Source organism: Streptomyces sp. AF1A, assembly GCF_047340315.1.
Taxonomy (GTDB): Bacteria; Actinomycetota; Actinomycetes; order Streptomycetales; family Streptomycetaceae; genus Streptomyces.
In genome coordinates this window covers 1-14,576 of sequence record NZ_JBLEBI010000173.1, presented here as the reverse complement: position 1 = coordinate 14,576, position 14,576 = coordinate 1, and the positions used below count along the sequence as shown (strand labels likewise).

At 72.9% G+C, this 14,576-nt stretch carries 8 protein-coding genes, 1 tRNA gene and 1 pseudogene; 5 read left to right on the top strand and 5 right to left on the bottom strand.

Annotation, left to right across the window (positions count from 1 at the left end):
• Positions 1-352 (top strand): annotated as a pseudogene (locus ACLU3S_RS30380) (SelB C-terminal domain-containing protein); the annotation flags it as partial.
• A 14-nt stretch (positions 353-366) separates the two neighbouring features.
• Here ACLU3S_RS30380 and ACLU3S_RS30375 read toward each other — a convergent pair.
• Positions 367-459, bottom strand: a tRNA-Sec gene (locus ACLU3S_RS30375).
• A 34-nt stretch (positions 460-493) separates the two neighbouring features.
• Here ACLU3S_RS30375 and selD point away from each other — a divergent pair.
• Complete coding sequence (gene selD, locus ACLU3S_RS30370) at positions 494-1,513, top strand: selenide, water dikinase SelD (protein ID WP_413955182.1); 1,020 nt, start codon at positions 494-496, stop codon at positions 1,511-1,513.
• A 185-nt stretch (positions 1,514-1,698) separates the two neighbouring features.
• On the opposite strand, the gene fdh is transcribed toward selD, so the two are convergent.
• From fdh to ACLU3S_RS30355, 3 genes are all read right to left on the bottom strand, one after another.
• A complete protein-coding gene (gene fdh / locus ACLU3S_RS30365) occupies positions 1,699-4,959 on the bottom strand; it encodes a formate dehydrogenase (protein WP_413955181.1) in 3,261 nt (1,086 codons plus the stop codon).
• A gap of 325 nt (positions 4,960-5,284) precedes the next feature.
• Entirely contained in the window at positions 5,285-6,298 is a 1,014-nt protein-coding gene (nrfD, locus tag ACLU3S_RS30360; RefSeq protein ID WP_413955180.1) for an NrfD/PsrC family molybdoenzyme membrane anchor subunit, read from the bottom strand.
• Entirely contained in the window at positions 6,295-7,311 is a 1,017-nt protein-coding gene (locus tag ACLU3S_RS30355; protein ID WP_413955179.1) for a 4Fe-4S dicluster domain-containing protein, read from the bottom strand. Before ACLU3S_RS30355 ends, nrfD begins: the two co-directional genes overlap by 4 nt.
• Before the next feature lie 804 nt (positions 7,312-8,115).
• Between ACLU3S_RS30355 and ACLU3S_RS30350 the strand changes: the two genes are divergently transcribed.
• On the top strand, positions 8,116-11,550 hold the full coding sequence (locus ACLU3S_RS30350) for a HAMP domain-containing protein (protein ID WP_413955178.1): 3,435 nt from the start codon (positions 8,116-8,118) through the stop codon (positions 11,548-11,550).
• A gap of 73 nt (positions 11,551-11,623) precedes the next feature.
• On the opposite strand, the gene ACLU3S_RS30345 is transcribed toward ACLU3S_RS30350, so the two are convergent.
• Entirely contained in the window at positions 11,624-12,070 is a 447-nt protein-coding gene (locus ACLU3S_RS30345; protein WP_413955177.1) for an ATP-binding protein, read from the bottom strand.
• A 264-nt stretch (positions 12,071-12,334) separates the two neighbouring features.
• On the opposite strand from ACLU3S_RS30345, the gene ACLU3S_RS30340 reads away from it, so the two are divergent.
• Together ACLU3S_RS30340 and ACLU3S_RS30335 are read left to right on the top strand one after the other, a co-directional pair.
• Positions 12,335-12,805, top strand: coding sequence for a MarR family winged helix-turn-helix transcriptional regulator (locus ACLU3S_RS30340; RefSeq protein WP_413955176.1), 471 nt, complete (start codon positions 12,335-12,337; stop codon positions 12,803-12,805).
• A 134-nt stretch (positions 12,806-12,939) separates the two neighbouring features.
• Positions 12,940-14,576, top strand: a 1,637-nt coding sequence (locus ACLU3S_RS30335) for an MFS transporter (protein ID WP_413955183.1), incomplete at its 3' end; no start/stop codon positions are given.

The window sequence follows — 14,576 nt, the reverse complement described above, 5'->3', positions numbered from 1 at the left end:
CGCGCTGCCCCCGCCCGTCCGGGCCGCCGTGGACGCCGTGCGCCGGGACCTGGCCCGTGCGCCCTTCCGCGCGCCGGAGGCCGGCCGGCTCGGCGAACTGGGCCTCACCCGCAAGGCGCTGGCCGCCGCCGTCGCTGCGGGCGCCCTGCTGCGCATCGCCGACTCGATCGTGCTGCTGCCGGGGGCCGACGCCGAGGCCGCCGCCGTGCTGCGCACCCTGCCCCAGCCGTTCACGCTCAGCGAGGCACGGCGCGCCCTGGACACCACCCGCCGGGTGGCCGTACCGCTGCTGGAGTTCCTGGACGCCCGGGGCCTCACGGAGCGCGTCGACGATCAGCACCGACGCTGCCGGCCCGGGCCGGGGAGCGGAGGCGGACGGGAATCGAACCCGCCTGCCCGAGATCCTCGGGCACCTCGGTTTTGAAGACCGGGAGGGCCACCAGGCACCCACACGCCTCCACCGCTCGTCAGGCTAGTGCCCCAGGAGATCGCGATGACACCGACCCGCCAAGCGGCCGTCCGCCTCACACAGTTCGCCCACGGCGGCGGCTGCGCCTGCAAGATCCCGCCCGGCGAGCTGGAGCAGGTGGTCGGCGGGCTGACCACCGCGCAGCCGGCCGCCGGCGACGTCCCGCTGCTGGTCGGCCTGGCCACCGGGGACGACGCGGCCGTCGTCACCCTGCCCGGACAGCCGGCCACGGCCGTGGTGTGCACGGCCGACTTCTTCACCCCAGTGGTGGACGACCCCTACGACTGGGGGCGCATCGCCGCCGCCAACGCCCTGTCGGACGTGTACGCGATGGGCGGCCGGCCGGTGCTCGCCGTCAACCTGCTGGCCTGGCCGCGCGACCGGCTCCCCTTCGACCTGGCCCGCGAGGTGCTGCGCGGCGGGCTCGACATCGCCACGCAGGCCGGCTGCCACGTCGGCGGCGGGCACAGCGTGGACGATCCCGAGCCGAAGTACGGCATGGCCGTCACCGGCGTCGCCGACCCCGCCCGGCTGCTGCGCAACGACACCGGCCGGCCCGGACTGCCGCTGTCCCTGACCAAGCCGCTCGGCCTCGGCGTGCTGAACAACCGTCACAAGGCGACCGGCGAGCGGTTCGAGCAAGCCGTCGCCACCATGACCGCGCTCAACCGGGACGCCGCCGAGGCCGCACTCGCCGCCGGCGCCACCTGCGCCACCGACGTCACCGGGTTCGGCTTCCTCGGCCATCTGCACAAGCTGGCGAGGGCCTCCGGGGTGACCGCCGTGGTGGACACCGCCGCCGTGCCCTACCTGGACGGTGCCCGGGAGGCCGTGCGCGACGGGTTCGTCAGCGGCGGCACCCGGCGCAATCTGGAATGGGTCGCGCCGCACACCGACTTCGGCGCCGCCGACGCCGGCACACGGCTGCTGCTGGCCGACGCGCAGACGTCCGGCGGGCTGCTCGTCGCAGGCGAGGTGCCCGGCGCGCCCGTGGTGGGGGAGCTGGTGCCGGCCGACGGCACCCACACCGTCGTGCTCCGGTAGGGCGTCACGGCGTCGTGTCGGTGTCGGGCCGCATGGCGTCGTGCCGGTGCGGCCTCACGGTTTCGTGGCCGTCGTGCGAGGCGTCACGGCGTCGTGTCGGTGTCGGGCCGCATGGCGTCGTGCCGGTGCGGCCTCACGGCTGCGTGGCCGTGCGAGGCGTCACGGCTCCGTGGCGGTGCAGGGCCTCACGGCTCCGTGCCGGTGTGCTCGTCGATGCCCGCCCGGGCCCGGTAGGACCGCACCAGCTCCACGGAGGCCGGGCCGCGCGGGCGGCGGCCCGGGCGGATGTCCACCGCGAACGCCTTCGCCTCCTGGATGTGGACGTTCGGGTCCAGGGACAGGTGCAGCAGCTCGTTCGCCGCGTCCCCGGTGCTGTAGCCGTTGGGGCCCCAGTGGTAGGGCAACCCGACCTGGTGCAGCCGGCGCCCCTGCACGGTCAGCGCCGACATCCGGTCGGTCACCAGCACCCGCGCCTCGATCACCCCGCGCGCGCTGACGATCGTCGCCCAACCGGTGTGCGCCAGGCCCCGCTCGGCGGCCAGCTCCGGCGAGACCTCGCAGAAGAACTCCGGCTGCAGCTCGGCCAGATACGGCTGCCAGCGCGACATTCCGCCCGCCGTGTGGTGCTCGGTGAGCCGGTAGGTGGTGGCCACGTACGGGAACACCTGCGACCCGGGCTCGTCACCGCTCGGCTGGTAGCGGTTGTCGGACACCGTGGGCAGCAGCTGCCGCACCGGATTGCGCTGCTGTTCGTACAGCAGGTTCGGGAACGGCGAGTCCTGCGGCTCGTAGTGCGCGGGCAACGGCCCGTCGGTGAGTCCGGACGGCACGTACAGCCAGGCCTTGCCGTCGGCCTGCATGATGAACGGATCCCGGCCGGACAGCGCCTCGGGGCCGGTCGCGTCCTCGGGCGGCTCGTGGTCCGGGGCCTTGTCCTTCTTGAAGTCGGGGACGTCGTGTCCGGACCACTCGCCCCTGTCCGGATCCCACCACACCAGGGCCTTGCGCTCGCTCCACGGCTTGCCCTCGGGGTCGGCGGAGGCACGGTTGTAGAGGATGCGGCGGTTGGCCGGCCACGCCCACGCCCACTCGGCCGCCACCCAGTCCTGCTCGCGGCCGGGTTTGCGGCGCGCGGCCTGGTTGACGCCGTCGGCGTAGACGCCGCAGTAGATCCAGCAGCCGCAGGACGTCGAGCCGTCGGGCTTCAGCTGCTCGTACGAGGACAGCGGGTTGCCCTCGGCGTCACGGCCGTTGATCTCGGCGAGCACGGCCTCCGCGTCCGGTTCGGCGATCCGGCCCGTCGTCGGATAGTCCCAGGCGAGGTCGAGCAGCGGCCGGTCCATCTCGTCGCTGGACCCGGCGAGCTTCTCCCGGAGCCTGCGCCCGAGGTGATAGACGAACCACAGGTCGCTGCGCGCGTCGCCGGGCGGCTCGACCGCCTGGTGGTGCCACTGCAGCAGGCGCTGGGTGTTGGTGAAGCTGCCGTCCTTCTCGGTGTGCGCGGCGGCCGGCAGGAAGAACACCTCGGTGCGGATGTCCTGCGTGCGCAGCTCGCCGGTCTCGATCTCCGGGCCGTCCTTCCACCAGGTCGCCGACTCGATCAGCGAGAAGTCGCGGACCACCAGCCAGTCCAGGTTCGCCATGCCTAGCCGCATCAGCTTGGAGTTGGCGTTGCCCACCGCCGGGTTCTCGCCCATCAGGAAGTAGCCCTTGCAGACGCCCTCCAGCTGGGCCATCGTCGTCTCGTACGTCGCGTGCGAGCCGGTCAGGCGCGGCAGGTAGTCGAAGCAGAAGTCGTTCTCGGCCGTCGCCGCGTCACCCCAGTACGCCTTGAGCAGGCTCACCAGGTACGAGCGCATGTTGCCCCAGTAGCCCTTGTGGGTCGCCTCGGCCTCGACGAAGGCGTCCAGGTCCTGCTGCTGGTGGGCGTGCGGCATCGGGATGTAGCCCGGCAGCAGGTTGAACAGGGTCGGGATGTCCGTGGACCCCTGGATGGAGGCGTGCCCGCGCAGCGCCAGGATGCCGCCGCCCGGCCGGCCGATGTTGCCGAGCAGGGTCTGCAGCACGGCTGCCGTACGGATGTACTGCACCCCCACCGTGTGCTGCGTCCAGCCGACGGCGTACGCGAAGGCCGTGGTCCGGTCCCGGCCGGAGTTCTCCGTGACCAGCTCGCACACCTGACGGAACAGATCCTGCGGCACGCCGCAGATCTCCTCGACCATCTCGGGCGTGTAGCGGGCGAAGTGCCGCTTGAGCACCTGGAAGACGCAGCGCGGGTGGGTCAGCGTCTCGTCGCGCTCCGGCTCGCCCTCGCCGATCACCGCGCCGCCGGCGCCGTGCGCCTCGCCGCGGGCCGCCTCGGTCACCGAACTGCCGCCGCGGGTGCGCTCCTCGTACTCCTGGTCGCGCTGCCCGGCGGCCGCCTGCATCTCGCTGCCCTCGTACTGCCAGCTGGCGTTGTCGTACGAGCGGCTGTCGGCCTTCAGGCCGGAGAACACGCCGGCCAGGTCCTCGGTGTCCCGGAAGTCCTCGCGCAGGATCACCGGGGCGTTGCTGTAGGCCACGATGTAGTCGCGGAAGTACTTCCCGTGCGTGAGGACGTAGTTGACGATCCCGCCGAGGAAGGCGATGTCCGTGCCCGCGCGCAGCGGCACGTGCACGTCGGCCAGTGCGCTGGTGCGGGTGAACCGCGGGTCGACGTGGATCAGCTTCGCGCCGCGCGCCCTGGCCTCCATCACCCACTGGAACCCGACCGGATGGCACTCGGCCATGTTCGAGCCCTCGATGACGATGCAGTCCGCGTTCTGCAGGTCCTGCTGGAAGGTGGTCGCGCCGCCGCGTCCGAACGAGGTTCCCAGACCGGGAACGGTGGAGGAGTGTCAAACACGCGCCTGGTTCTCGATCTGGATCGCACCCAGAGCCGTGAACAGCTTCTTGATCAGGTAGTTCTCTTCGTTGTCCAGCGTGGCCCCGCCGAGGCTCGCGATCCCCAGCGTGCGCCGGGTGCGGGTCTCGTCGACCTCCCACTGCCAGCCGGCCCGGCGCGCCGAGATCACCCGGTCGGCGATCATGTCCATCGCGGTGTCGAGGTCCAGCCGCTCCCACTCGGTGCCGTGCGGGCGCCGGTGGAGAACCTGGTACTCGCGGGCGTCGCCGGTGGTCAGCTGGAGGCTCGCCGCGCCCTTGGGACACAGCCGGCCGCGCGAGATCGGGGAGTCCGGATCGCCCTCGATCTGGGTGACCCGGTCGTCCTGCACGTACACGTTCTGGCCGCAGCCGACCGCGCAGTACGGGCAGACGGACTTCACGACCCGGTCGGCCGTGGCGACCCGTGGCTCCAGCCGTGCGCTGCGTCCGCTCTTCGCCGCCGCGCCCCGGCCCAGCGGGTCCGTGCCCTTGAGCTGGCGGTAGACCGGCCAGGAGTCGATCCAGGTGCGTACGCCCATGTCCGGCTCCTCCCGCTCGACCTCTTCATTTTCCTGCCGTCCCGCGTGACCGGCATCCCGGTGCGGCGCGGGGTACCCGCGCCGAGGGGGGCCAAACCGGCGGGGCGTGTGGGCACGCCGCTCCCGGTGGTGCCCCCGTCGCCGAACCGGTTCCGCCGGAGGCCCTGTGCTGTACCGGTTCCGTCGGTGGCCCCGTGCTGTACCGGTTCCGTCGGTGGCCCCGTGCTGTACCGGCCGCCGGTTCTCGCCCGCACCCGGCACCGGCTGAGCGGCCCCGGCGGCACGTCGCTGCCGAACCTGGCGCTCCGGCTCGGCGGCCGGCCCGTCAGGGGTGGCGGGAGGTGAGCCGCTCGCGCTGCGGCACGACCGTGTACTTCGGGTCCTCTGCCGAGGCCACCCCGGCGTGGAACACCCCGAAGCGCAGCGCCGCGGAACCGGTGAGCAGGGCGGCGCCGGCGAGTGCCGCGAGACGCCGGTCCCGTGCGCCCAGGAGGGCGAGGGCCGCGCCGCCGGCCGTCAGCAGCTCCGCCGCCCGCAGCAGCAGATGCGGACGGCCCTGCTCGTAGGGCTCGGCGGCCAGGCCGATGCGGCGCTTCATGGACCGGAAGGCGCCCAGCTCCAGGGCGGCCCCGAGGACGGCCATCCGGCGGGCGGGTCCCGCCTCGGCGGCCGGGGTCGCGAGCAGCGCCAGCCCGGACGCGGCGGTCGCCCCCGAACCGGCGAAGACGAACGGCAGCTCCCGGTACCCCTCGTGCCAGGAGGGCACCGCCGTGTCCGAGATCAGCACGGCGGTGTACGTGGCCACCGCCGGGCCGAGCACCGCGGACGCCGCCGTGGCGGCCGAGCCCAGCAGCCGGTACCGGCCCGTCACCTCTGTCGCCGCGGCGGCCAGGGTCAGCGGCGCGTATCCCGACAGCAGCCAGGAGCCCACGCTCATCGGTGAGGTGGGCTTGAAGACCCGGAGCATGTTCAGGAACCGGGCCGGGCGGCCCAGGTCGTGGACGAGCGCGGCCAGCGACAGTGAGATCGCTCCCGCGGCCCCGAGCTTCGCGGGAGCCGCGAGGCCCGGCCGCCCGGTGGCCTCGGCCCCGGCCGCCAGCAGCGAGGAGGCTCCCGCGAGACCGCCGAGGTACAGGTAGCCGGCGATGTCCAGCGGCTCCCACGTCGGCTTGTTCAGCACGGGCTTGCCGTAGTACGACGAGAACGTGGCGTCCGGCACCATCGGCTGTTCGCCGCGCCGGCGCCGGCGCCCGCGGCGCCCCGCGTGCGCACCGGTCGGCGCCTGCCGGCCGGGCCGTGCGCCCTGCACGCCGTCGCGCGTGACGTCCGACTCGCTCATCGCGGCCTCCGTGCGAAGCTTCCCAGGGCCAGGGCCGCCAGCGAGACGGCGGCCAGCGCGGCGTGGCGCCACATGTCCGGCAGATCCCGGGTGGTCACCACCGGGTCCGGGGGCAGGCCGTAGACCTCCGGCTCGTCCAGCAGCAGGAAGAACGCCCCGTCGCCGCCGACCCCGTCGTCCGGGCTCTCGCCGTACAGGCGGGCGTCGCTCACCCCGGCCGCGTGCAGCTGCGCGACCCGGCCGCGGGCCCGCTCCCGCAGCTCCTCCAGCGGGCCGAACTGGATGGATTCGGTCGGGCAGGACTTGGCGCAGGCGGGCTCCATGCCGACGCCGAGCCGGTCGTAGCACAGGGTGCACTTCCACGCCCGGCCGTCCTCCTTGCGCTGGTCGATCACGCCGTACGGGCAGGCGGGCACGCAGTAGCCGCAGCCGTTGCAGATGTCCTCCTGCACGACGACCGTGCCGAACTCGGTGCGGAACAGCGCCCCCGTGGGGCAGACGTCCAGGCACGCCGCGTGCGTGCAGTGCTTGCACACGTCCGACGACATCAGCCAGCGCAGCTCGGTGCGGCCGTCGGGGGAGAGCGGCGAGATCCGGCCGGCGGGCGCCGCCTCGGGAGCCTGGCCGGGCGGGGGAGCGGTGGCGCCCGGGCCGGGGGAGGCGGCGTCGGCGCCCAGCCGGGAGGCGGCTGCGAAGATGTCGACGTCCTCGTGGGCGACCCCGGGCTCCTGGCCGCCGAAGGGCTTGCGCTGCTCGATGAAGGCCACGTGCCGCCAGGTGTCGGCGCCCAGGCTCTGCGTGTTGTCGTACGACATGCCGGTCAGTTCGAGGCCGTCCTCCGGAATGGCGTTCCACTCCTTGCACGCCACCTCGCACGCCTTGCAGCCGATGCACACCGAGGTGTCCGTGAAGAAGCCCATCCGGGGCGGGGCGTCGGGGTAGCCGGAGGCCCCGGCCACGTCCGGCTGGGGGCCGTACAGCAGATTCCCGCGGACCTCGTCGCCGTCGCTCATCGCCGTACCTCCTCGCTCGTCACTCCCCAGCCTCCTCCGTCACCTCGCCCGGCGCAGCCCGCACGCACTCCACCCGGCGTCCGTCCCCGGAGCCGGTGTACGGCCGCTCCGTCATGTCCGGGTGGCGGACGGGGGAGGAAGAACGTGAGGAAGACGCCCGTCAGGACGAGGACGACCGGGCTGCGGGGCGCCGGCTCGCCCCGCGGGCACGACCAGTGGCCGGGACGAGCCTTGCGCGGGAACCGCTTGCGCGCCGAGACGACCGGCATCCGGCGATCGACCGCTGTCACCAGGCGTTCCCCACGACCCCCGCCCCGGAACGACCCCTGTTCCTCCGACACCGCCACCGCGTGCTCGCCTTCCGCCCGGTGCCGGCTTCCTCACTCTCGGTGCTCTCGTCCGGGCGTGGCACGGGTGCCCCCGCTCCGCGCGTCCGAAACGGCCTCGGGGCGTGAGGCCCGCCGCAGTTTGCGGGAGCGGCGTGGCGGCTACCCGGTGACGCGGTCGGCTGTGCCGCTGCCGAGGAGGTCGCCGTGGGGAACCTGTCCGGCGCCGTCGCCGCCCGACCGCTGGGGCAGGGCGTGGGCCGGGTGGTCGGGGTGCCGGGCCCGCCCTGCTGTCGGGCGGGCCGGGCGTGGCCGGCGTGGCCGTGCCCCACGCGGTCGCCGCCGGGTGCGCGGCAATCTTCGTGCACATCCGTGAACTGCGGAAACGCACACGCCAAGCGCCGGGTCAGGCCGTGTGCCCGGCGGTGGTTGCGAGCTCTTCGCACGAGGGCTCCTGGGGAGCGGAACGAGGGTGCGCATGGCCGGCAAGGCGACCGGGACGACCGACACGGTCCCGGGGGACCAGGAACTGAGGAGACTGCTCGCGGGACTGACCGCGGTGCGCGACGGGGACTTCGGCACCAGGCTCCCCGACGACGCCGTGGGACTCATGGGCGACATCGCCACCGTGTTCAACGGCATGGTGGACCAGTTGAGCGTGTTCACGTCCGAAGTGACCCGCGTGGCCCGTGAGGTGGGCACCGAGGGAACCCTCGGCGGGCAGGCGCAGGTGCCGGGCGTCTCCGGCACCTGGGCCGACCTCACCGACAGCGTCAACGCGATGGCGGGCAACCTCACCACGCAGGTGCGCGACATCGCCCAGGTCGCCACCGCCGTGGCCAAGGGGGATCTGTCCCAGAAGATCGACGTCGACGCCCGGGGCGAGATCCTTCAGCTGAAGGAGACCGTCAACACGATGGTGGACCAGCTGTCGGCGTTCGCGGACGAGGTGACCCGGGTGGCCCGCGAGGTGGGTACCGAGGGTCGGCTCGGCGGCCAGGCGCACGTGCCCAACGTGGCCGGCACCTGGAAGGACCTCACCGACAACGTCAACTCCATGGCCAACAACCTCACCGGCCAGGTGCGCAACATCGCGCTGGTGACCACGGCCGTGGCCAAGGGCGACCTGTCCAAGAAGATCGACGTCGACGCCCGCGGTGAGATCCTGGAGCTGAAGACGACCATCAACACGATGGTGGACCAGCTGTCCGCGTTCGCGGACGAGGTGACCCGGGTGGCCCGCGAGGTCGGCACCGAGGGCCTGCTCGGCGGCCAGGCCGAGGTCGAGGGCGTCTCCGGCACCTGGAAGCGGCTCACCGAGAACGTCAACGAACTCGCCGGGAACCTGACCCGTCAGGTCCGCGCCATCGGCGACGTCGCCAGCGCCGTCGCCGAGGGCGACCTGACCCGGTCCATCACGGTCGACGCCTCCGGCGAGGTGGCCGACCTCAAGGACAACATCAACTCCATGGTGGAGTCCCTGCGCGAGACCACCCGGGCCAACCAGGAGCAGGACTGGCTCAAGACCAACCTCGCCCGGATCTCCGGCCTCATGCAGGGCCACCGCGACCTGCCGGTCGTCGCCGAGCTGATCATGGACGAGCTGGCCCCGCTGGTGTCCGCCCAGTACGGCGCCTTCTACCTCGCCGAGGAGGGTGACCCGCGCCCCGAGCTGAGGCTCGTCGGCTCCTACGGCCGGCCCGAGGAGGACACCCGCCCCGTCCGCATCCCGTTCGGCCGCTCCCTCGTGGGCCAGGCCGCGCGCAGCCGCCGTACGATCGCCGTCGACGAGCTGCCGCCCGGCTACGTCACCATCTCCTCCGGTCTCGGCCGGATCGAGCCCGCCGCGCTGCTGCTGCTGCCCATCGTCTTCGAGGAGCAGGTCCTCGGCGTGATCGAGCTGGCCTCGGTCACCCGGTTCACGCCCGTCCAGCGCGACTTCCTGCAGCAGCTGGTGGACACGATCGGCGTGAACGTCAACACCATCGTCGCGAACGCGCGCACCGACGAACTGCTCGGAGAGTCACAGCGCCTGACCAGCGAGCTGCAGTCCCGCTCCGCCGAGTTGCAGGCCCGGCAGGAGGAGCTGCAGCGCTCCAACGCCGAACTGGAGGAGAAGGCCTCCCTGCTGGCCGACCAGAACCGCGACATCGAGGCGAAGAACCTGCAGATCGAGCAGGCCCGGCAGGAACTGGAGGCGCGCGCCCAGCAGGTGTCGCTCGCCTCGAGGTACAAGTCCGAGTTCCTTGCCAACATGAGCCACGAGCTGCGCACCCCGCTCAACAACCTGCTCATCCTCGCCCAGCTGCTGGCGCAGAACCCCTCCCGCAACCTCACCCCGAAACAGGTCGAGTACGCGGGCATCATCCACTCCGCCGGCTCCGATCTGCTCCAGCTGATCAACGACATCCTCGACCTGTCGAAGGTCGAGGCGGGCAAGATGGACGTCACCCCCGAGCGGGTGCCGCTGCGCCGGCTGATCGAGTACGTCGAGGCCACCTTTTGTCCGATGACCTCGCAGAGGGGTCTGGACTTCGCCGTCACCACGGCGCCCGGAGCCCCCGCCGGCCTGCTCACCGACGACTCCCGGCTCCGTCAGGTCCTGCGCAACCTGCTGTCCAACGCGGTCAAGTTCACCGAGCAGGGCGGGGTCGCCCTGCTCGTGGAACCGGCCGCGGACGGGGAGGTTCCCGACGGCGTGGTGCGCGGCGGCCCGGTCGTCGCCTTCCGGGTGGAGGACACCGGCATCGGCATCCCGGAACAGCAGCTGGAGACCATTTTCGGCGCCTTCCAGCAGGCGGACGGCACCACCAGCCGCAAGTACGGCGGCAGCGGGCTCGGTCTGTCCATCACCCGGGAGATCGCCCACCTGCTCGGCGGCGCGGTCACCGTGGACAGCACCCTGGGCAGGGGCAGCACCTTCACCCTCTTCCTCCCCGTTTCCCGGCCGGACTTCGAGGAGGCCCTGCGCGACGGACGCGGCGCCGCCGAGGCGGCCGGAAAGGCCCCGGCGAGCGGCACGAACGGGATCGAGCTCACGGCGCAGGCACCGCTGGTCACCGCGAAGCGGCAGCGGGCCCGCAGGCTGCTGGTGGTGGAGCAGCGCCCGCGCGGCCTGCTGACCCTGGTCGCCGAGAGCGTGGTCAGGGACCTCAAGCAGGGCCGGGCCGACGCCGGTGGCGCCCCCGTCGACATCATCACCGCGGTCGGGGCGCACGAGGCCGCCGGTGCGCTCGCCGCCGCGCCCTGCCGCTGCGTCGTGGTCGAAGTCGGCACGCCGGACGGGGAGTCGGCTCGCTTCCTGCAGGCTCTGCGCGGGGACTCCGCCCCCGCGAGCGTCCCCGTGCTGGTGCACAGCTCGCACCGCACGGAGCCCGCCGCCGACGAGCCGGAGGGCCCACTGGAGTACCTCTACAGCCTGGACGAGCTGCGCGAGCGGATCGCGCTGCACCTGTCGGCGGAGGAGCCGGGCGAGGTGCTCACCCTGGTCCGCACCGACGAACCGCAGATCACGCAGCCCCATCCGATCGACGAGCGCACCCGCGGCCGTACGGTGCTCGTCGTCGACGACGACGCCCGGAACCTGTTCGCCCTCAGCGGCATCCTCGAACTGCACGGCTTCCGCGTGCTGCACGCGGAGAACGGCCGCAGGTGCATCGAGACGCTGGTGGAGAACCCGGACGTCGAACTCGTGCTGATGGACGTGATGATGCCGGAGATGGACGGCTACACCGCCACCGCGGAGATCCGCGGCATGCCGCAGTACGCCGACCTGCCGGTCATCGCCGTGACCGCGAAGGCGATGCACGGCGACCGGGAGAAGAGCCTCGCCTCCGGGGCCACCGACTACGTCACCAAGCCGGTGGACGCCCACGACCTCATCGACCGCGTCCGGCGGTGGCTGCCCGCATGACGACCGCGCATGCCGCCGACCCGTCCGCCGGCCGAGGAGGACGGATCAGGTGAACGTGTGAGGTACCGCGGGCTCATCCGGCCGGGGCGCCGAGCGGAACGGTCGCGGTGACCCGCTTGCCGTGCGGCAGCCGGCTCACCTCCAGGGCGTTCGTCAGCAACGCCACCAGGTGCAGTCCATGGCCGCCGACGCGGCCCGGGTCGGGCGGGCGCCGGCGCGGCGGCTCGGCGGAGGTGTCCGTCACCGTGATGCGCAGCGCCCGGGCGCCCGGCAGCAGCTCCAGGAGCAGGGCGCACGGGCCGGGCGCGTGCTTGGCCGCGTTGGTGACGAGTTCGCTGACGACGAGCTGCGCGTCCTGCACGGCGCGCAGCGCGGGCACCGGGTGCGCCCCGGCGAGCAGGCTCGCGACGGCGTCCCGCGCGTCGGCGATGCCGGGCGCGCCGGTCTCCCAGGTGCGGCTGTAGCGCAGGGAAGCCGGGCGGTCCTGCGTCGTCCCATGCGTCCTGAGCGGGATGTCCATACCTCGTCGCCCTTTTCCTCCGGGGGCGGGCCCTCCCTGTGAACGCGGAGGATCGTGCCGTCCTCTGCTCCGGCTACCCGCTGGTCCGTCGATCAAAGGGACGTGCGCCGGAAATCCTCCGGTTGCACCCCTCCACCTGGCCGGAGCCGGGAGGTGCCGGTGGTGCACACTCCCAGGCTTGCCACCGCGCCGTCGCCCGAAACGGCCGCCGATGACCCGTCCATGGTTGAACAGTCCAGACTGATAAACCTATTGTTACTAATCATGGATGTGGCAGACAGGACCGAACGCGGCCGCGCCGCCGGCCGGCCTCAGGACACGGTGGCACTCGCAGGGGCGCTCCGCCTGGCCATGGGCCGCATCGTGCGCCGGCTGCGCCAGGCGCACGCGGTGGGCGACATCTCCCTCTCCGGCGTCTCGGTGCTGGCGCGGCTGGCCCGCAACGGACCGGACTCGCCCGGCTCGCTCGCCGAACGGGAACGGGTCCGGCCGCAGGCGATGGCCGGCACCCTCGCCAGGCTCGAACAGCGCGGCCTGGTGAGCCGTGCGCCCGACCCGGCCGACCGGCGCCGGGCCGTCCTCTCCCTCACCGAGGAGGGCCGGACCATGCTGGAGCACCGCCGTTCGGAGTCCGTCAGCCGGCTCGCCCACGCCCTGGAGGAGTTCACCCCGCAGGAACGGCAGGCCCTGACCGACGCACTGCCCCTGCTCGACCGACTGGCGGAACGACTGTGAACGGCACCACGCCCGGCGCGGGCATACGCGCCCGCCTCCTGGCCCGCTCGGCCCGCCTGCGGGACACGCCCCCCGGCCCGGGATACAAGTGGGTCGCCCTCTCCAACACCACCCTCGGCGTCCTCATCGCCACGATGGACGCCTCCATCGTGATCATCTCGCTGCCGGCGATCTTCCGCGGGATCGGCCTGGACCCGCTCGCCGCCGGCAACATCGGCTACCTGCTGTGGATGATCCTCGGCTATCTGCTCGTGTCGGCCGTGCTGGTGGTCGTCCTCGGACGGCTCGGCGACATGTTCGGCCGGGTGCGGATCTACAACCTGGGCTTCCTGGTCTTCGCGTGCGCCTCCGTGGCGTTGTCGCTCGACCCCTTCCGGGCCGGCGCTGGCGCCCTGTGGCTGATCCTGTGGCGCATCGTGCAGGCCTTCGGAGGCTCCATGCTCACCGCCAACTCGGCCGCGATCCTCACCGACGCCTTCCCGGCCCGGCAGCGCGGCATGGCTCTCGGCATCAACCAGATCACCGCGCTCGCCGGGCAGTTCCTCGGCCTGCTCGCCGGCGGCCTGCTGGCCGCCGTGGACTGGCGGGCGGTGTTCTGGGTGAGCGTCCCGGTCAGCGTCACCGGGACCGTCTGGTCGTACCTGAGCCTGCGCGAGACCGCGGCCGGCGGGCGCGGCCGCGTCGACTGGCTGGGCAACCTCACCTTCGCCGTGGGCGCCGGAATCCTGCTCGCGGGCATCACCTACGGCATCCAGCCCTACGGCGGCCACGCCACGGGCTGGACCAACCCCTTGGTGCTGGCGGGCCTGGGCGGCGGCGTGTTCCTGCTGCTGGTGTTCTGCCTCGTCGAGACCCGGGTCGCCGAGCCCATGTTCCGGCTGTCGCTGTTCCGGGTGCGTGCCTTCGCCGCGGGCAACCTGGCCGCCCTGCTGACCGCGATCGCCCGCGGCGGGCTGCAGTTCATGCTCATCATCTGGCTCCAGGGCATCTGGCTGCCGCTGCACGGCTACGACTTCGAGGACACCCCGCTGTGGGCCGGCATCTTCATGCTGCCGCTCACCCTCGGCTTCCTCGTCGCCGGCCCCGTCTCGGGGTACCTGTCCGACCGGTTCGGCGCCCGGATCTTCTCCACCGCCGGGCTGATCGTCGTGGCCGCGTCCTTCCTCGGGCTGCTGGCCCTGCCGGTGGACTTCGACTACGGCCTGTTCGCCGCGCTGTTGCTGCTCAACGGCCTCGGCCAGGGCATGTTCTCCTCGCCCAACACCTCGTCCATCATGGGCAGCGTGCCCGCCCGGTACCGGGGCGTGGCCTCCGGCATGCGCTCCACCTTCCAGAACTCGGGCACGGCCCTGTCCATCGGCGTGTTCTTCTCGCTGATGGTCTCCGGCCTCGCGGCCTCGCTGCCGTCGACGCTCAGCAGCGGGCTGCGGGCGCACGGCGTGCCGGCCGGGACCGCTCACCAGGTGGCCTCGCTGCCGCCGGTCAGCACTCTGTTCGCGACGTTCCTCGGCAACAACCCCATCGGCCATCTGCTCGGCGCGCACACCCTGGACCGGCTGACCGCGGCCCAGCGCTCCACCCTGACCGGCCACACGTTCTTCCCCGGGCTGGTCTCCGGCCCGTTCCACCACGGTCTGGCCGTCGTGTTCTGCGTGGCCGCCGGCATGGCCCTCGTCTCCGCGCTCGCCTCCGCACTGCGCGGCGGCCATGTACGCGCCGACGACGCGCCGGCGAGCGGGCCGGGCGCCGGCACTCAGGCGGGGGAGGGCAG

What these genes read in the sequence shown, in the direction of transcription:
- selD (WP_413955182.1), top strand. Translation starts at nt 494, where the DNA reads ATGACACCGACCCGCCAAGCGGCCGTCCGCCTCACACAGTTCGCCCAC.
- nrfD (WP_413955180.1), bottom strand. Translation starts at nt 6,298, where the DNA reads ATGAGCGAGTCGGACGTCACGCGCGACGGCGTGCAGGGCGCACGGCCC.
- ACLU3S_RS30355 (WP_413955179.1), bottom strand. Translation starts at nt 7,311, where the DNA reads ATGAGCGACGGCGACGAGGTCCGCGGGAATCTGCTGTACGGCCCCCAG.
- ACLU3S_RS30350 (WP_413955178.1), top strand. Translation starts at nt 8,116, where the DNA reads ATGGCCGGCAAGGCGACCGGGACGACCGACACGGTCCCGGGGGACCAG.
- ACLU3S_RS30345 (WP_413955177.1), bottom strand. Translation starts at nt 12,070, where the DNA reads ATGGACATCCCGCTCAGGACGCATGGGACGACGCAGGACCGCCCGGCT.
- ACLU3S_RS30340 (WP_413955176.1), top strand. Translation starts at nt 12,335, where the DNA reads ATGGATGTGGCAGACAGGACCGAACGCGGCCGCGCCGCCGGCCGGCCT.